At 71.2% G+C, this 17880-nt stretch carries 16 protein-coding genes; 9 read left to right on the top strand and 7 right to left on the bottom strand.

Going from position 1 to position 17880, the window contains the following annotated elements; translation table 11 throughout:
- Positions 1 to 99: 99 nt before the first annotated feature.
- Positions 100 to 957, bottom strand: a complete 858-nt coding sequence (locus QIY60_RS10145) for an NAD(P)H-binding protein (RefSeq protein ID WP_283142100.1) — start codon at positions 955 to 957, stop codon at positions 100 to 102.
- A gap of 106 nt (positions 958 to 1063) precedes the next feature.
- Here QIY60_RS10145 and QIY60_RS10140 point away from each other — a divergent pair, with 106 nt between their 5' ends.
- A complete protein-coding gene (locus QIY60_RS10140; protein ID WP_283142099.1) occupies positions 1064 to 1456 on the top strand; it encodes a helix-turn-helix domain-containing protein in 393 nt (130 codons plus the stop codon).
- Between the two features lie 16 nt (positions 1457 to 1472).
- On the opposite strand, the gene QIY60_RS10135 is transcribed toward QIY60_RS10140, so the two are convergent.
- The 6 genes from QIY60_RS10135 to QIY60_RS10110 form a co-directional block, all read right to left on the bottom strand.
- Positions 1473 to 3428, bottom strand: coding sequence for an APC family permease (locus QIY60_RS10135; RefSeq protein WP_283142098.1), 1956 nt, complete (start codon positions 3426 to 3428; stop codon positions 1473 to 1475).
- A 60-nt stretch (positions 3429 to 3488) separates the two neighbouring features.
- A complete protein-coding gene (locus QIY60_RS10130; RefSeq protein ID WP_283142097.1) occupies positions 3489 to 4538 on the bottom strand; it encodes a 2-oxoacid:ferredoxin oxidoreductase subunit beta in 1050 nt (349 codons plus the stop codon).
- Positions 4531 to 6468 (bottom strand): 2-oxoacid:acceptor oxidoreductase subunit alpha, encoded by a 1938-nt coding sequence (locus tag QIY60_RS10125; RefSeq protein ID WP_283142096.1) that lies wholly within the window; start codon positions 6466 to 6468, stop codon positions 4531 to 4533. Before QIY60_RS10125 ends, QIY60_RS10130 begins: the two co-directional genes overlap by 8 nt.
- Before the next feature lie 250 nt (positions 6469 to 6718).
- The gene (locus QIY60_RS10120; RefSeq protein ID WP_283145883.1) at positions 6719 to 7378 is read right to left on the bottom strand and encodes a response regulator transcription factor; all 660 of its coding nucleotides are present in this window, start codon (positions 7376 to 7378) and stop codon (positions 6719 to 6721) included.
- Between the two features lie 406 nt (positions 7379 to 7784).
- Positions 7785 to 9098, bottom strand: coding sequence for a sensor histidine kinase (locus QIY60_RS10115; protein ID WP_283142095.1), 1314 nt, complete (start codon positions 9096 to 9098; stop codon positions 7785 to 7787).
- A gap of 188 nt (positions 9099 to 9286) precedes the next feature.
- A complete protein-coding gene (locus QIY60_RS10110; protein WP_283142094.1) occupies positions 9287 to 10579 on the bottom strand; it encodes a sensor histidine kinase in 1293 nt (430 codons plus the stop codon).
- 313 nt (positions 10580 to 10892) lie between these two features.
- Here QIY60_RS10110 and QIY60_RS10105 point away from each other — a divergent pair, with 313 nt between their 5' ends.
- Genes QIY60_RS10105 through QIY60_RS10070 form a run of 8 tightly spaced genes read left to right on the top strand, consistent with a single transcriptional unit; the run spans position 10893 to position 17857 of the window.
- Positions 10893 to 11291 carry an NADH-quinone oxidoreductase subunit A gene (locus QIY60_RS10105; protein WP_190092168.1) on the top strand — a complete coding sequence of 133 codons (399 nt, stop codon included), beginning with the start codon at positions 10893 to 10895 and terminating at the stop codon, positions 11289 to 11291.
- A gap of 35 nt (positions 11292 to 11326) precedes the next feature.
- The gene (nuoB, locus tag QIY60_RS10100) at positions 11327 to 12058 is read left to right on the top strand and encodes an NADH-quinone oxidoreductase subunit NuoB (RefSeq protein ID WP_283145882.1); all 732 of its coding nucleotides are present in this window, start codon (positions 11327 to 11329) and stop codon (positions 12056 to 12058) included.
- Positions 12055 to 13365 (top strand): NADH-quinone oxidoreductase subunit C, encoded by a 1311-nt coding sequence (locus tag QIY60_RS10095; RefSeq protein ID WP_283142093.1) that lies wholly within the window; start codon positions 12055 to 12057, stop codon positions 13363 to 13365. Before nuoB ends, QIY60_RS10095 begins: the two co-directional genes overlap by 4 nt.
- Positions 13362 to 14330 carry a complex I subunit 1 family protein gene (locus QIY60_RS10090; protein ID WP_283142092.1) on the top strand — a complete coding sequence of 323 codons (969 nt, stop codon included), beginning with the start codon at positions 13362 to 13364 and terminating at the stop codon, positions 14328 to 14330. The genes QIY60_RS10095 and QIY60_RS10090 overlap by 4 nt, the downstream gene beginning before the upstream one ends.
- Positions 14330 to 14905 carry an NADH-quinone oxidoreductase subunit I gene (locus QIY60_RS10085; RefSeq protein ID WP_283142091.1) on the top strand — a complete coding sequence of 192 codons (576 nt, stop codon included), beginning with the start codon at positions 14330 to 14332 and terminating at the stop codon, positions 14903 to 14905. The genes QIY60_RS10090 and QIY60_RS10085 overlap by 1 nt, the downstream gene beginning before the upstream one ends.
- A complete protein-coding gene (locus tag QIY60_RS10080) occupies positions 14902 to 15501 on the top strand; it encodes an NADH-quinone oxidoreductase subunit J (protein ID WP_283142090.1) in 600 nt (199 codons plus the stop codon). Before QIY60_RS10085 ends, QIY60_RS10080 begins: the two co-directional genes overlap by 4 nt.
- A complete protein-coding gene (gene nuoK, locus QIY60_RS10075) occupies positions 15501 to 15860 on the top strand; it encodes an NADH-quinone oxidoreductase subunit NuoK (protein WP_101389566.1) in 360 nt (119 codons plus the stop codon). Before QIY60_RS10080 ends, nuoK begins: the two co-directional genes overlap by 1 nt.
- Positions 15857 to 17857: an NADH-quinone oxidoreductase subunit L gene (locus QIY60_RS10070; RefSeq protein WP_283142089.1), complete on the top strand. Its 2001-nt coding sequence runs from the start codon at positions 15857 to 15859 to the stop codon at positions 17855 to 17857. The genes nuoK and QIY60_RS10070 overlap by 4 nt, the downstream gene beginning before the upstream one ends.
- Positions 17858 to 17880 lie beyond the last annotated feature (23 nt).

Raw genomic sequence — 17880 nt, 5'->3', positions numbered from 1 at the left:
TAGCGCCAGGTGACCGCGCCTGTCATGCCCTATATCCGAAAACGGTCCTGACTGCGGTGTGGCCGATTCCGCCCGCCCGATTCCGCCCGCTCACCCCCGTCAGGCCACCGCCGCCGCGATCGTCTCCGCGATCGGCGTCGTCGGCCGCCCGATCAGCCGCGACAGCTCCCCGGACGTGCCCGCGAGCCGCCCCCGCCCGATCGCCAGGTCCACGTCGACCAGGATCTCGGCGAACGGCGCCGGGACCCCCGCGCCCGTGAGGATGTCGAGGTGCACCTCGGGCGCGACGGCCTGGTACGCGATCTCCTTGCCGGTCGCCCGCCCGACCTCCGCCGCGTACTCCGCGAACGACCACGCCACGTCGCCGCTCAGCTCGTACGTCCGGCCCAGGTGGCCCTCGCCGGTCAGCACCGCCGCCGCGGCCGCCGCGTAGTCGGCGCGGGCGGCCGAGGCCACCCGGCCCTCGCCCGCGTTGGAGACGACCGCCCCGTGCGCCAGGACCGGCTTCAGGTGGGCGGTGTAGTTCTCGGTGTACCAGCCGTTGCGCAGGAAGGTGTACGGCAGCCCCGAGTCGAGGATCAGCTGCTCGGTGGCCTTGTGCTCGTCCGCGAGGCGGAAGTCGGCCTCCGGTCCGCCGAGGATGCCGGTGTACGCGAGCTGCGCCACCCCGGCGTCCTTCGCGGCCGCGACCACGGCGGCGTGCTGCGGCACCCGCTGCCCGACCTCGCTGCCGGAGATCAGCAGCACGCGGTCACCGGCGCGGAAGGCCCCGGCCAGCGTCCGGGGCGCGCTGTAGTCGGCCACCCGCAGCTCCACACCGCGCTCGGCGAGCCCGGCGGCCTTCTCCTTGTCGCGTACGACCGCGGCTATCCCGCTCGCGGGCACCCCCGAGGCGAGCAGCTCGTCGATGACGAGACGGCCGAGGGCTCCGGTGGCTCCGGTGACGACGATGCTCATGACTGCTGACTCCTTGGCTCCCGGGTTCCCGTGCGGAACCCGTGCCACTCACCGTACGGCTGGCGCTAACCTTTCGTAAGTACCCACTTTGAAGTAAGGTACTGGTATGGCAGTAAGTACCCGGTCCGCCGAGGACCTCCGTGAGGCGATGTGTCCGCACCGGCTCGTCCTGGAGCACGTGACCAGCCGCTGGGGCGTCCTGGTCCTGCTCGCGCTGCTCGACCGTTCGTACCGGTTCAGCGAGCTGCGCCGGCACGTCGGCCGGGTCAGCGAGAAGATGCTGGCCCAGACCCTCCAGACGCTGGAGCGGGACGGCTTCGTGCACCGCGACGCCAAGCTGGTCATCCCGCCGCGCGTCGACTACTCGCTGACCCCGATCGGCCGCGAGGCCGCCGAACGCGTACGGGCGCTCGCCGAGTGGACCGGCGTACGGATGGAACAGGTGCAAGAGGCCCGTGCGGCCTACGACGAGGCCCGCGAAGCCAGGCCCACGTCCTAGAAGCCGAGCCCACGGCCTAATCGGGCTGCGGCTCCCGCCCCGCGTCCAGCGACCGCAGCGCCCGCGACACGTCGAACGGCAGCACCGTCACCGCCACCGACGGCAGCTGTTCAAGGGCCTTCGCCATCGCCTCGCCGGTGCCCCGGTGCAGCAGCCTGCCGAGGAAACCGGTGTACGTACGGTGCGGGACCAGCACCGTCAGCCAGGTCCGGCCGTCCTCGGTCGTCCGGGCCGCCAGCTCCTGCATGGCGTGCCGCAGCCGCCGGTCCGGGCAGTCCACCAGCTCCAGCGGCACCGAGGTCGCCGCCGTCGCCTCCCACTGCGCCGAGAGCCGCCGCGCGTGCGCCTCGTCGATCGCGAAGTGGACCGCCCGGATCTCGTCGGGCCGCAGCTCGTGCGCGTACCGCAGCGCCTTGAGCGCCGCCAGGTCCAGGGTCTCCACCAGCACGAAGACCTGATGGCGGCGGCCGTGCGGCAGATCGGCGCCAGGCGCCTGCAAGGTGCCGAGGGCCGCCGCCTCCCGCCGGTACTCGCGGTTGATCCGCGTCAGCGCCCACACCCCCAGCGGGAACACCACGACCACCAGCCAGGCGCCCTCGGTGAACTTGGTGACCGCGAAGATCAGCACGACGGCCGCCGACACCACGGCCGCGAGCCCGTTGACGGCGACCTTCGGCCGCCGGTGCCGCTCGCGCCGCCGCAGGTGGTACGCGGTGAGCCCGGCCCCGGCCATGGTGAACGCGGTGAACACCCCGATCGCGTACAGCGCCACCAGCTTGTCGACGTTGGCGCGGGTGACGAGCAGCAGCGCCAGCGAGACGACGGTCAGCGCGATGATCCCGTTGGAGAACGCGAGCCGGTGCCCGCGCCGGGTCAACTGCCGTGGCAGGAACCGGTCCTCGGCCACGAAGCTCGCGAGGAACGGTAAGCCGGTGAACGGCGTGTTGGCGCCGGTGTAGAGGATCAGCGCGGTCGCGAGCTGCACGAAGACGAGCCCGGCCGTGCCCAGCGCCCCGCCGCCGAACGCGAAGTGGGCCTCCTGTGCGATGACGGTCGGGGTGCCGTCGCTGTACGGCACCGCGTGCGTGAAGTGCGCGAGCGTCGACACACCGAGCACCAGCACGCCCAGGACACAGCTCATCGTGATCAGCGTGCGGCGGGCGTTCCGGCCCTGCGGCTCGCGGAACGCCGAGATGCCGTTCGAGATCGCTTCGAGCCCGGTGAGCGACGACCCGCCGTTGGCGAACGCGCGCAACACCATGAACAGCGACGCCCCGTACAGCCAACCGCTGCCCGCACTGCCGACCGGGATCGCCCCCGCCGCGTGCAGATCGGCGCGCGGCAGCCCGGAGGTGAGCCCGCGTACGACGGAGACGGCGAGCAGCAGCCCGACGGCCGCCATGAACAGATAGGCGGGCAGCGCGAACAGCCGCCCGGCCTCCCGCACCCCGCGCAGGTTCCCGTACGCGAGGAAGAGGACCACCCCGACGGAGATGGGCAGTTGGAGGTGGTCCATGCCGGTCCAGCCGCCGCCCAGCAGGTGCGCCAGCGAGATGATCGCGTTGGTCCCGGCCGACACCTGGACGGCGACGGTCACGATGTAGTCGACGAGCAGCGCCACGGCCGCGATCTGCGCGACGTCCGGCCCGAAGTTCTCGCGCGCCACGACGTACGAGCCGCCGGCCCGCGTGTAGATGGTGACGACATCGCTGTAACAGAGCGTCAGAAGCACCAGGACGAACAGGATCGCCCCGGTCACGGGCATCAGCAGACTGAACGCCGCCGCCCCGACCACCGGCACCAGGACCCGCAGTATCTCCTCGGAACCGTACGCGGACGAGCTGATGCAGTCCGACGCCAGCACCCCGAGCGCGGTGCGGTTGTCCAGCTTCTCGTCGCCGATCCGCTCGGTGGTGAGCGGCTTGCCGAGCAGCCGCCGTTTGACGCGGTACGCGAGACGGTCCATGGGCATATCAGTACGGGTGCCCGGCCGGGGGCCCGCGCAGACTCCCCGGCCGGTCGGCCCTTTGGGTCAGCCCGCGACGGTCCAGGTGTCGTTGCCCGCGAGGAGGGTGCCGAGCTCGCCCTTGCCGCGCTGCTCGATGGCCTGTTCCAGCTGGTCGGCCATCTGGGTGTCGTAGACGGGCCGGTCGACGGAGCGCAGGACGCCGATGGGGGTGTGGTGCAGGGTCTGGGGATCGGCGAGGCGGGAGAGGGCGAAGGCGGTGGTGGGAGACGCCGCGTGTGCGTCGTGGACGAGAACGTCGGCGACGTTGTCGGGGGTGACCTCGACGACCCGCAGGTCGCCGGTGGCGGGGTCGCGGATGACGCCCTTGGTGTGGTCGGTGCCGAAGAGGATGGGTTGTCCGTGTTCGAGGCGGATGACGGCGTTCTGGGCCTGGTCGTTGTCTTTGAGGGCTTCGAAGGCGCCGTCGTTGAAGATGTTGCAGTTCTGGTAGATCTCCACCAGGGCGGTGCCGGGGTGGTCGGCGGCCTGTCGCAGTACTTCGGTGAGGTGTTTGCGGTCGGAGTCGATGGTGCGGGCGACGAAGGAGGCCTCGGCTCCGAGTGCGAGGGAGACGGGGTTGAAGGGCGCGTCCAGGGATCCCATCGGCGTCGATTTGGTGATCTTGCCGACTTCGCTGGTGGGGGAGTACTGGCCCTTGGTCAGCCCGTAGATGCGGTTGTTGAAGAGGAGGATCTTGAGGTTGACGTTGCGGCGGAGGGCGTGGATGAGGTGGTTGCCGCCGATGGAGAGGGCGTCGCCGTCGCCGGTGACGACCCAGACGGAGAGGTCTTGGCGGCTGGTGGCGAGGCCGGTGGCGATGGCGGGGGCGCGGCCGTGGATGGAGTGCATCCCGTAGGTGTTCATGTAGTACGGGAAGCGGCTGGAGCAGCCGATGCCGGAGACGAAGACGATGTTTTCTTTGGCGAGGCCGAGTTCGGGCATGAAGCCCTGTACGGCGGCGAGGACGGCGTAGTCGCCGCAGCCGGGGCACCAGCGCACTTCCTGGTCCGACTTGAAGTCCTTCATGGACTGCGGGGCCTCGGCCTTGGGGACCAGCTTGAGCGCCTCAGACATGGATGGCCTCCTTCAGGGCCGTGGCGAGCTGCTCGGCTTTGAACGGCATGCCGTTGACCTGGGTGTAGGACTGCGCGTCCACCAGGTACTTCGCGCGGATGAGAGTGGCGAGCTGGCCGAGGTTCATCTCGGGGATGACGACCTTGTCGTAACGCTTCAGGACCTCGCCCAGGTTCCCCGGGAAGGGGTTGAGGTGGCGCAGGTGGGCCTGGGCGATGGGTTCGCCCTGGGCGCGCAGGCGGCGGACGGCGGCGGTGATGGGCCCGTAGGTGGAGCCCCAGCCGAGGACGAGGGTGCGCGCGCCGTCGGGGTCGTCGATGTCCAGGTCGGGGACGTGGATGCCATCGATTTTGGCTTGGCGGGTGCGGACCATGAAGTCGTGGTTGGCGGGGTCGTAGGAGATGTTGCCGGTGCCGTCCTGCTTCTCGATGCCGCCGATGCGGTGTTCCAGGCCCGGGGTGCCGGGGATGGCCCAGGGGCGGGCCAGGGTCTGGGGGTCGCGTTTGTAGGGCCAGAAGACGTCGGTGCCGTCGGCGAGGGTGTGGTTGGGGGTGGTGGCGAACTGGACGCGCAGGTCGGGGAGTTCGTCGGTGTCGGGGATGCGCCAGGGCTCGGATCCGTTGGCGAGGTAGCCGTCGGAGAGCAGGAACACCGGGGTGCGATACGTCAGCGCGATCCGCGCCGCATCCAGGGCCGCCTCGAAGCAGTCCGCCGGGGTTTTCGGCGCGACCACCGGGACCGGGGCTTCGCCGTTGCGCCCGTACATCGCCTGCAGCAGGTCGGCCTGCTCGGTCTTGGTGGGCAGGCCGGTGGAGGGGCCGCCGCGCTGGATGTCCACCACGAGCAAGGGCAGTTCCAGGGAGACGGCGAGGCCGATGGTTTCGGACTTCAGCGCGACGCCGGGGCCGGAGGTGGTGGTGACGGCCAGGGATCCGCCGAAGGCGGCTCCGAGGGCGGCGCCGATGCCGGCGATTTCGTCTTCGGCCTGGAAGGTGCGCACGCCGAAGTTCTTGTGCTTGGACAGCTCGTGCAGGATGTCCGAGGCCGGAGTGATCGGATACGAGCCCAGATACAGCGGCAGGTCGGCCTGGCGGGACGCGGCGATCAGGCCGTAGGCGAGGGCGAGGTTGCCGGAGATGTTGCGGTAGGTGCCGGTGGGGAAGGCGCGGGTGGCGGGGGCGACTTCGTAGGAGACGGCGAAGTCCTCGGTGGTCTCGCCGAAGTTCCAGCCCGCCCGGAACGCGGTCACGTTCGCCTCGGCGATCTCCGGCTTCTTGGCGAACTTCTGCCGCAGGAACGCTTCGGTGGCCTCGGTGGGCCGGTGGTACATCCACGACAGCAGGCCGAGGGCGAACATGTTCTTGGAGCGTTCGGCTTCCTTGCGCGAGAGCCCGAAGTCCTTGAGTGCTTCCACCGTCAAGGTGGTCAGCGGCACGGGGTGGAGGTTGTAGGCGTCCAGGGTGCCGTCTTCGAGCGGGCTGGTGGTGTAGCCGACCTTGGCCATGGGGCGTTTGGTGAACTCGTCGGTGTTGACGATGATGTCCGCGCCGCGCGGCACGTCCGCGAGGTTGGCTTTGAGGGCGGCGGGGTTCATGGCGACCAGGACGTTGGGTGCATCGCCCGGGGTGAGGATGTCGTGGTCGGCGAAGTGCAGCTGGAAGCTGGAGACGCCGGGCAGGGTGCCGGCGGGGGCGCGGATCTCGGCGGGGAAGTTCGGCAGGGTCGAGAGATCGTTGCCGAACGAGGCGGTCTCCGAGGTGAACCGGTCACCCGTGAGCTGCATCCCGTCACCCGAGTCACCCGCGAAACGGATGATCACCCGATCAAGGCGCTTGACTTCCTTTTCGCCCGCCGGTTTGCGCTGCTCACCGACGACGGCCTCATCGGCCCCGTCTGCCTGCTCGGCTGGCGTACTGACCTGGCTGGTCACTGAACTGGACCTCCCTGGGACGGGCTGCTCGGGCGCGTCCGGAGAACCGGTCGCTCCAAAGCCCACCCTACGTCGGTAAGGGTCGCCTTCCTTGGATGGATCGCATCCTGGACGCCCTTTTGAGATGGTCCAATGCCCTGGTTTGTCATATTTCAGTCGCCCCCCGGCTCCGTCTGGTAAGACGCCCCTCGCTCGGTCTTTGGTTGTAGGTCTCCGACCCTGCCGACTCGTCTGACAGGGTGTCAGGTGTTCAGGAATTGAGATAGGTCAGCACTGCGAGTACCCGTCGGTGGTCGCCGTCACTTGGGGAGAGGCCCAGCTTCAGGAAGATGTTGCTCACGTGCTTCTCGACGGCGCCGTCGCTCACGACCAGCTGTTTCGCGATCGCGTTGTTGGTACGCCCCTCGGCCATCAGGCCGAGGACCTCGCGCTCGCGCGGCGTGAGACCGGCCAGTACGTCCTGCTTGCGGCTGCGGCCCAGCAGCTGGGCCACCACCTCGGGGTCCAGGGCGGTACCGCCCCGGGCGACCCTTACGACGGCGTCCACGAACTCCCTGACCTCGGCGACGCGGTCCTTGAGCAGATAGCCCACTCCGCGGCTGGAACCGGCCAGAAGTTCGGTGGCGTACCGCTCCTCCACGTACTGCGACAGCACGAGCACCCCCACGCCGGGGTAGAGCTTCCGCAGCAGCACCGCGGCCCGTACGCCCTCGTCGGTGTGGGTCGGCGGCATCCGTACGTCCGCGACCACCACGTCCGGCAGCGCGTTCTGGTCGGCGAGCTCGCCGACGGTCTTGACCAGCGCGTTTCCGTCGCCGACCCCGGCGACGACATCGTGCCCCCGGTCGGTCAGCAGGCGGGTCAGTCCCTCCCGAAGCAGCACTGAATCCTCGGCGATGACGACCCGCACCCTGTCCTCCACGATCTGCAGCCCCCCGGCTCGGTGTTGCTCGGCTGTGCACACCCGACGGCTGTGCCCACCCAGCATCCCAGCATCCGGACCGAGCTGCGCGAAATCCAGAGGGCGGAGCGGGTAAAGAGGGGCGCGGTGTTTGTCTGCGGGCCGGTGGTGGGTTGCTCGCGCAGTTCCCCGCGCCCCTTGAATGCCGCTGCGCGGCATCCCCGGGGCGCCCCGGAGGGGCGCTTTTAGGGGCGCGGGGAACTGCGCGACCAGCCCCCACCGGCCCGCAGACGAGCGGAGCGGGGTGCAGGGGCCGCAGGCCCCGCAACGGGGTCCGGGGGGCGTAGCCCCCGGGAAACCACCTCCGCCCCCACCCACCCCCGGAGGGTTTAGGGAAGGGGCGGGGAGGGGCAACTCACGCCCGCCACGGCAGCTCCGCCGTAACCGTCGTAGGCCCACCCCGAGGCGAATCCACCACCAGAATCCCGTCCACCGCATCCAGCCGCTCCGCGAGCCCCGCGAGCCCCGATCCGCCGTCGACCGACGCCCCACCCTGCCCGTTGTCCGTGACCTGCAGCATCAGCCGGTCCTGAGCCCGCCACACATCCACCCCGGCCCGGCTCGCCCCACTGTGCTTGCTCACGTTCTGCAGCAGCTCGGAGACGGTGAAGTACGCGATCCCCTCGATGGCCGGCACGGGACGGCACGGCAGATCCACCTCCACCTGCACCGGCACCGTGCACCGCGAGGCGACCGACGACAGCGCGGCGTCCAGGCCCCGGTCGGTCAGGACCGCGGGATGGATCCCCCGCGCCAGATCCCGCAGCTCCTGGAGCGCCACCTTCACCTCGCCGTGCGCCGAGTCCACCATCCGCGCCGCCGCCTGCGGATCCTCGGTCAGCTTCTCCTTCGCAAGACCCAGATCCATCGCGAGCGCGACCAGCCGCGCCTGCGCGCCGTCGTGCAGATCCCGCTCGATGCGCCGCAGGTCCGCGGCGGACGTGTCCACGACCACCCCCCGGTCCGACTCCAGCTCCACCACCCGCTCCTCAAGCCGCGACGGCCCGAGCAGCCCGAAGAGGAGACCCCTGTCCACGTACGCGAAGCCCCGGATGATCCACGGCACGGCGAGCGTGACGACCAGGCCGACCAGCACGGTCAGGGTGATCTCGAACGGCGAGTCCAGATAGAAGTCGTGCGTTCCGTCCCCGTACAGCTGGATCCCGTCCTGCCCGGTGTAGGTGGGGAACACCCACTGCCACAGCGGGTACGTCACCAGCCCCCACCCGTACACCCACAGCGTCAGCGAGACCACGAACGAGAACAGCGCCCACGGGAAGTGCAGCACCGAGTACAGCAGGTGGCGCCACGACACCCCGCTCTTCAGCACGGCTCCGATCCAGGCCATCCCCCGCTTGCCCCGCACGGGCTGCGGCGCGGGCACGTCCACGCCGAGCAGCGCGCGCGCCCGCTTGCGCTCCAGCGCGCCGAAGGCCCGGCAGCCGACGAGCCCGGCCGCGAGGACCGGGATGCCGAGGAACGTGATCAGCAGGCCCGCGCTCAGCGACACCATGACGACGGCCCAGGTGAACATGACGATGCTGATCGGCAGGCTGAGCAGCAGATAGCCGAACTCACGGAACGTCCGGGCCTCCAGCGGCGCGCGCAGCGCCGGCGGAAGGAAGTGCTGCCGTGCAGGCCGCCGCCCGTACTCCGTCTCCATGATCATCGGTCCGTCCGTTTCCGTTTCCGCTGATGTACGCGTGGCCGCGTTCTCGTACGTACAAGACTGCTGGCCACGGCCGCCCCGGACCATGGAGCCGGTCACCGTCTTGAACGGGGGGTTTTCCCTACCCCGGCACCCGGCACAAGGCGCCCGGCACAAAGGCACCCGATACAAGGCGCCTCGGCCCGGCCCTACTCCTTCGGCCCCCGCGCCCGCCACGGCAGCTCCGCCGTGACGATCGTCGGGCCGCCCGGCGGGGAGTCGAGCACGAACAGCCCGTCCACCGCGCCGAGGCGTTCGGCGAGACCCGCCATGCCCGTACCCCCGTCGAGCCGCGCGCCCCCGCGCCCGTCGTCCTCGACCTGGATGAGCAGCCGGTCGCCCGCCCGCCACACCTCCACCGAGGCCGCCCGCGCGCCGCTGTGCTTGCTGACGTTCTGGAGCAGCTCGGAGACGGTGAAGTACGCGATGCCCTCGATCGCCGCCGCGGGCCTCTCCCGTACGTCCACCGTCACCTTCACCGGCACCGTGCAGCGCGAGGCGACCGACGACAGGGCGGCGTCCAGACCGCGGTCGGTGAGGACCGCCGGGTGGATGCCCCGGGCCAGGTCGCGCAGCTCCTGGAGGGCGAGTTTGACCTCGCCGTGCGCCTCGTCGACCATCGCCGCCGCCGCGTCCGGGTCCTCCAGGAGCTTCTCCTTGGCGAGGCCGAGCCCCATGGCGAGCGCCACGAGCCGGGCTTGCGCGCCGTCGTGCAGATCGCGTTCGATCCGGCGCAGATCGGCCGCCGCCGTGTCCACGACCACCCCGCGGTCCGACTCCAGTTCGGCGATCCGCCGCTCCAGGTCGTCCGAGGGCGAGAGCAGCCCCCGCACCATCGCCCGGTCGGCGTTGGTGAGCACCCGGGCGACGAACCCGAGCACCGGCCACGCCACGAACAGGCTGACCAGCGTGACGGCGAAGGTCAGCACGCCCCAGGGCAGCCGGATGAACTCGTACAGCACATTGCGCCAGCCCACCGGGTCCTTCAGGCTCGTCCACAGCCAGCGCAGGGCCCCGCCGCGCGCGCCCTTGCGCAGCGCCCGGGCCGGGATCGGCGTGGGCTCGTCGATCCGTACGCCAAGGAGCGCGCGCGCCCGCGCGCGCTCCAGCTTGCCCAGCTGGCGCGCGCCGACCAGACCGACCGCGAGCAGCGGCAGACCGATCACGGTGACCGAGAGGCCGGCGCCGGTGAAGACCAGCACGGCCACGTAGACGAAGCCGATGAGCGCCATCGGCAGATTGGCCAGGAGATGGAGGATCTCCTTCCAGGTCTGCCGGTCGTAGGCGAACCGCGCGGGCGGCAGCCTCTCGTCGTCGTACTGGTCGTACGAGGGGTCGTGCGGCCGGTCGTACGGCTGGTTCTGCGGCCGGTCGGACCGTCGGCCGGGCCGTCGGCCTGATCGGCGGCCCGGCCGCTGCTCGTCGCGGAAGGTGCTGGTCATGAGGGCAAGCCTGCCGGGCCGCGGAGCCCGGCGCCATGGGGTAGCTGGGCCGGTTTCGCCTGGGGAAAACCCCACCCCCGGCGCCGCCCCCGGCATCCCGGGGCGGCGCGCGCCAACGCGATCAGGTCACGCACCTGGTCTTCTTCCGGACACATGAACGGCGTACGCCGGGACGCCGCCGCCCGGGCGTCAGGTGTGCAACCTGCGTGAGACACCTGCTTACGCCGTCCTTAGCAGGGCCTAGACTCCCGTGCGTACAGATCGTCGAACACACTGCAACGAACGCAACGAGGTCAGGGAGCGAGGGGCGGACGTGCCGGAACCGACCGTACGCCAGCTGTCGGCGGACTACTTCCACAGCTATTCGGTCGTCGGACTGCTCGCCGTCGTCGGCGTGCTCTTCGTCGCGGTGGCCTTCGGGGCCGGGCGCCTGCTGCGGCCGGTGGTCCCGACGCCGGAGAAGCTGCTCACGTACGAATGCGGAGTGGACCCCGTCGGCGAGGGCTGGGCGCACACCCAAGTGCGCTACTACGTCTATGCCTTCCTGTACGTGATCTTCGCCGTCGACTCGATCTTCCTCTTCCCGTGGGCGACGGTCTTCGCCGCTCCCGGATTCGGCGCGGCCACGCTGGTCGAGATGTTCATCTTCCTCGGCTTCCTGGCCGTGGGACTGCTCTACGCATGGAAGAAGGGCGTCCTCGAATGGACGTGACGACTCCGGATCCCCCGTCCCTGCCCACGCCGAAGATGGCCGAAAACGGCACGGCGCCCGTGGGAGCCACGGCTGTGCAGGGCCAGCGCCTGGGCGTGCTCTCCCGCCTGGCGCCCGAGCCGATGAAGGTGGTCCTCAACTGGGGCCGCCGCTACAGCCTCTGGGTGTTCAACTTCGGACTCGCCTGCTGCGCCATCGAGTTCATCGCGGCCTCGATGGCCCGCCACGACTTCATCCGGCTCGGCGTGATCCCCTTCGCGCCCGGCCCGCGCCAGGCGGACCTCATGATCGTCTCCGGCACGGTGACGGACAAGATGGCCCCGGCGGTGAAGCGGCTGTACGAGCAGATGCCCGAGCCGAAGTACGTCATCTCCTTCGGCGCCTGCTCCAACTGCGGCGGCCCGTACTGGGACTCGTACTCCGTGACCAAGGGCGTCGACCAGATCATCCCGGTCGACGTGTACGTCCCCGGGTGCCCGCCCCGTCCCGAGGCGCTCCTCCAGGGCATCCTCAAGCTCCAGGAGAAGATCGCCCGCGAGTCCCTGAGCGAGCGCTACGCCACGCAGGCGTCACCGGCGCAGCTCACGAGCGGGCTGGTGACGGCTCCGGCGGCGCCGGGGGCGGCTTCGACGGTGTCGGGGACCGCTTCGACGGTGCCGGGTGCGGCTTCCGTCAATGGGGCTGGCGAGTCCGGTGGGACTGAGGGGGCTTCCGGGGCCGCAGGGGCCTCCGAGGGCGACACACCGACGCCGGGGGCCGCGCAGTGACCGCGTACGACCGTCTGCCCGACGCCGTCACGGAGATCTTCGGCGAGGAGGCCACCGCCGAGGAGGCGTACGGCCTCCTCACCGTCGACGTCCCCGTCGGCTCCTGGATCCCCGCGCTGGAGATCGCCCGCGACAAGCTGGGCTGCACGTACTTCGACTGGCTCAGCGCGGTCGACGAGCCCGGCACCGGCTTCCGCGTCTGCGCGCACGTCGTCTCCCTCGAAGGCCGCCGGGTCCGCCGCCTCCTCGTCCGTACGACCGTGCCGCACACCGCCCCCGTCCTGGCCTCGGCCGTCGACGTGTACGCGGGCGCGGCCTGGCACGAGCGCGAGACGCACGAGATGTTCGGCGTCACGTTCGAGGGCCACCCGAACCTGGTCCCGCTCCTCCTTCCCGACGGCTTCGAGGGCCACCCGCTGCGCAAGGACTTCGTCCTCGCGGCGCGGGTCGCCAAGGCCTGGCCGGGCGCGAAGGAGCCGGGGGAGTCGGAGCACGGCGGTCCCAAGCGCCGCCAGATGCTCCCGCCCGGCGTCCCGGACCCGAACGAGTGGGGACCCCTGAAGGGCCAGCTCCCGCCCGTCGCGGCCCGCACCCCGCGCGCCGCCGGCGACCGCCCGGTCCGCCGGACCCGTACGGTCACGGAGGGCTCCGCGTCCCAGGCCCCGTCGGCGGCGACAACCGAGGGCGCCGCCGCGCCCCCGCGCCGCGCCCGCAGCGCGTCGCAGGGCTCGGCGTCCCAGACCTCAGAAGCCCCTCGGGCCCCGGAGGCCACACCGGTGACCGGGGCCCCGTCCCCGGAGGCCCCCACCCCGCGCCCGCGCCGCACCCGCAGCGCGTCGGAGGGCTCGGCCTCCCAGGCCCCGGAGGCGCCCCAGGCCCCAGCGGCACCTGAGACCCCGGAGGCCACACCGGCCCCGGAGGACGCTCCCGGTACGCCGCCGCGCCCCCCGCGCCGTACCCGCAGCGTGTCCGAGGGCTCGGCCTCGCAGGCCCAGCCGCCGGCCCGGCCCGAGACCACGGCCCCGCCGCGCACCCGCAGCACGGACGCCCCCTGGAACAACCCGCGCCCGGCGTTCGACGACGGGTCGAAAACCCCGGCGGCGCCGGAGCGCACGGAACCCACGCCCGCAGCGGAACCCACGCCCGCAGCGGAGCCCGAGGCCAGGGCGGAGGCCGGGGCTGACGAGCCCACCGAAGCAGCGGAGGCTGCGGAGGCGACCGGGTCCCGGCCCGCCGCATCCGACGGCCGTGACCCCGACACCACCGACCCCGAACCCGACACCCCCGCCGGAGGCGAACCCGCGTGAACGACGCACTCGACGTCGCCCTCCGGCTCCTCGTCGTCTTCGCCGTGTTCCTCGTCCTGCCCCTCGTCATCGGGCAGACCGAGCACAAGGTCATGGCCCATATGCAGGGCCGCCTCGGCCCGATGTACGCGGGCGGCTTCCACGGCTGGGCCCAGCTCGTCGCCGACGGTGTGAAGTTCGCGCAGAAGGAGGACGTGGTCCCGGCCGACGCCGACCGCCGCGTCTTCCAGCTCGCCCCCGCCGTCGCGCTGCTCCCGTACCTCCTCGTCCTGGTCGCGATCCCCGTCGGCCCGAGCGAGGGCGCCGTCGGCCAAGTGGTCGACGCGGGCATCTTCTTCGTGCTCGCCGTCATGGGCGTCGGCGTACTCGGCTCGCTCATGGCGGGCTGGGCCTCGGCCAACAAGTTCTCCCTCCTCGGCGGACTGCGCACCGCCGCCCAGCTCCTCGCGTACGAGCTGCCGATGCTGCTCGCCGCCGCCTCCGTGGCGATGGCGGCGGGCACGGTCTCCCTCCCCGGCATCCTCAACGCCTTCGAGTGGTGGTGGCTGCCCTGGCAGATCGTCGGCGCCCTGGTCTTCTTCATCGCCGGGCTCGCCGAACTCCAGCGCCCGCCCTTCGACATGCCCGTCGCCGACTCCGAGATCATCTTCGGCGCGTACACCGAGTACACCGGCCTGCGCTTCGCCCTCTTCCTCCTCGCCGAGTACGCCGGGATCGTCGTCCTGTGCGGCCTCACCACCGTCCTGTTCCTGGGCGGCTGGCACGGCCCCTTCGGCACCGACGGGCTCGGCTGGGTGTGGACGCTCCTCAAGACCGCGCTCCTCGCCTTCATCGTCATCTGGCTCCGCGTCAGCTACCCCCGGCTCCGCGAGGACCAGCTGCAGAAGCTCGCCTGGACCACGCTCATCCCGCTCGCTCTCGCGCAGATCGCGCTCACCGGCATCGTGAAGGTGGCGATCAACTGATGCCCCCGATCCCAGGTTCCGGCTTGGCCAAGGGCCTCGCCGTAACCCTCCGCACGATGACCAAGAAGACGGTCACCGCGCAGTACCCGGACGCCCAGCCCGAACTCCCGCCCCGCAGCCGCGGCGTGATCGGCCTGTTCGAGGAGAACTGCACGGTCTGCATGCTCTGCGCCCGCGAGTGCCCCGACTGGTGCATCTACATCGACTCCCACAAGGAGACGATCCCGGCCGCCGCCCCCGGCGGCCGCGAGCGCAGCCGCAACGTCCTCGACCGCTTCGCCATCGACTTCTCCCTCTGCATGTACTGCGGTATCTGCATCGAGGTGTGTCCTTTCGACGCGCTGTTCTGGTCGCCCGAGTTCGAGTACGCGGAGACGGACATCCACGAACTCACCCACGAGCGCGACAAGCTCCGCGACTGGATGTGGACCGTCCCAGCCCCGCCCGCCCTCGACCCGGCGGCCGAGGAGCCCAAGGAGCTCGCCGCGGCCCGCAAGGCGGCCGAGAAGCTCGCCGCCGCCGAGGCCGCCCCGGCAGCCGAGGCCACCTCCGAGGCCGGGGAGGGCCAGGCATGATGCTCCTCGCCAGCGGTCACCACCCGGTGCACCACGGCTTCCTCTCCCCGACCGGGGTCGAGATCGCCTTCCTCCTCGTCGGCGCGGTCGCCTTCGGCGCGGCCGTCCTCACGGTCACGACCAAGCAACTGGTGCACGCCGCCCTCTGGCTGGTCGTGGCGCTCGGCGGCATCGCCGTCGAGTACCTCCTGCTCACCGCCGAGTTCATCGCCTGGGTGCAGGTACTGATCTACGTCGGCTCCGTCGTGGTCCTCCTCCTGTTCGGACTGATGCTCACCAAGGCGCCGATCGGCCGCTCCCCGGACGCCGACTCGGGCAACAAATGGGCAGCCCTGGTCGTCGCCCTGGCCGCCGCCGGCTCCCTCCTGTGGGTCGTCGTGGACGCCTTCCGTACGACCTGGATCAACCTCGACGGCCCCGGCCAGGGCTCGACCAAGGTCTCCGGCTCGATCCTGTTCCGCCACTGGGTGCTGCCGTTCGAAGCGCTCTCCGTCCTCCTTCTCGCCGCTCTCGTCGGCGCGATCGTCATGTCCCGCAAGAGCGGCGACGCGAGCGGTGCCCCCGGCGACGCCCCCAGAGACAAGGAGCAGCGCTGATGCACCTGATCTATCCGGCCGTGCTCGCCGTCCTCCTCTTCTGCACCGGTGTGTACGGAGTGCTCGCGCGCCGCAACGCGATCCTGGTCCTGATGTCCGTCGAGCTGATGCTCAACGCCGTCAACCTCAACCTCGTCGCCTTCGACGTCTGGCTGCGCGACACCCTCCACGCCGGACAGGCACTCACCCTGTTCACCATCGCCATCGCCGCCGCCGAGATCGGCATCGGCCTGGCGATCGTCCTGGCGGTGTACCGCAACCGGGGCACCTCGGACATCGACAAGCTCCGCGACACCGCCGAGGGCTCCGGCCCCGACGACCCGGCCGCCCCGGCACAGAAGGCTGAGGCCGCCGCGTGACCACCACGACCCTCGCCGTCCTCGTCCCCCTCCTTCCGTTCCTGGGCGCGGCCGCCGGACTCCTGCTCGGCCGCACCGCCCCCGGTTACGTACGCCCGCTGGCCGTGCTGCCGACCCTGGCCGCGTTCGTCCTCACCGTCGTCGTCGCCGTGGACCAGGGCGGCGGCAAGTCGATCGACGCGTCGAGGCGGCTCACCCCGACCGGGTCCGTCCCGATCGACCTCGCCCTGCACCTCGACGGCTTCGCCGTGCTCGTCGCCGTCCTGGTCGGCCTGGTGGCGACCTGTGTGCAGCTGTATTCGACCGGGTACCTGCGCGACGACCCGCGCTACCCCTCGTACGCCGCTCTCGTCTCCCTCTTCACCTCCGCGATGCTGCTCGTCGTCTACTCCGGCGACCTGATGGTGCTGCTGGTCGGCTGGGAGATCATGGGCATCTGCTCGTACTTCCTGGTCGGCCACTACTGGGAGACCCCCGAGGCGCGCGCCGCCTCCCTCAAGGCCTTCCTGGTCACCAAGCTCGGTGACGTCCCCTTCCTGATCGGTCTGTTCGCGCTGGCCACCGACGCCGGTACGTTCCGGATCACCGGGGTCGTCCAGGCCGCCCTCACCGGCGGGATCGACCACCCCACGCTGATCGCCCTGCTGCTCCTCGCCGGTGTGGCGGGCAAGTCGGCGCAGTTCCCGCTGCACACCTGGCTGCCCGACGCGATGGCGGGCCCGACCCCCGTCTCCGCGCTGATCCACGCCGCGACGATGGTCGCCGCCGGCATCTACTTCGTGGCCCGTCTCCTCCCCGTCTTCGCGGCCTCGGCGGCCGCGATGACCGTGCTCGCCGTGATGGCCGCCGTCACGATGGTCGGCTCGGCGCTGGCCGCCCTCGCGCAGGACGACATCAAGCGGGTCCTCGCCTACTCGACGATCGGTCAGCTCGGCTATATGTCCGGCGCCCTGGCCGTCGGCGACCGCGGCGCCGCCGTCTTCCACCTCCTGTCGCACGGCGCCTTCAAGGCGCTGCTCTTCCTCGCGGCCGGCGTGATCATCCACGCCGCCGGCACCAACTCGCTGTCGGCCATGTCTCGCATGGACGGCCTGGCCAAGCGCATCCCCGACGCGTACTGGACGATGACCGTCGCCCTGCTCGCGCTCGCCGCCATTCCTCCCTTCGCCGGTTTCTTCTCCAAGGAAGCCGTCCTGTCGGCCGCCGAGCACACCGCCCTCGGCGACAGCACGGTCGCCCCGCAGGGCACCGGCTGGATCGTGCTGATCGCCGGTCTGCTCACCGCGCTGCTGACCGCCGCGTACGCCACGCGCCTGTGGCTGATGGCCTTCCGGGGCAAGGGCGCCCCGGCCCCGGACCACGGCCGCCAGCCCCTGGCGATGAACGCCGTGCTCTGGGTGCTCGCGATCCCGTCCATCGGCTTCGGGCTGACCACCGGCTACCTCGACGACTGGTTCGACGGCCACGCGCTCACCCCGGCCCTGACCACCTCGGTGCTCTCGACCGGCGTCGCCCTGGTCGGCGGACTCGTCACGTACGCCACCTGGCGGCACACCAGCGCCCTGGCCGCGCGCACCCCGATCGGCGCGGTCGCCGCCCACCCGGAGGCGGACGGAGGCCTGGTCGAGGAGGAGGCCATCGCCAGCCACACCCCCGCCTACGGTGATATCGCCTCGGCATACGACCCCGCCGACCCGGGCCGACTGCTGCTCGGCCCGCTGCACCGCCACGCCGTCACCGGCTTCCACCTCGACGCGGTCTACCGGACGCTGTTCGTCCGCCCCGTGCTCGCCGCCGCCTCACTGGTCCGCTTCCTGGACCGCGAGGTCGTCGAGACGTACGTACAAGGCGCGGGCGCCCTTCCCCGCTGGCTGGGCGCGGCCGTCCGCAAGGCCCAGACCGGCAATGTGCAGACCTATCTCAGCGCGCTGCTCGCGGGCTCCGCCGTCCTGGCGCTCGTCGCCGTCGTCCTTGCCAACGCCAACGCCGGATCGTGAGCCGTGATTGATATCAGCGCGTC

The organism is Streptomyces sp. BPTC-684, assembly GCF_030028635.1.
GTDB lineage: Bacteria > Actinomycetota > Actinomycetes > Streptomycetales > Streptomycetaceae > Streptomyces > Streptomyces noboritoensis.
The sequence above is the reverse complement of the archived record's forward strand: the minus strand, read 5'-3'. Positions and strand labels throughout refer to the sequence as shown.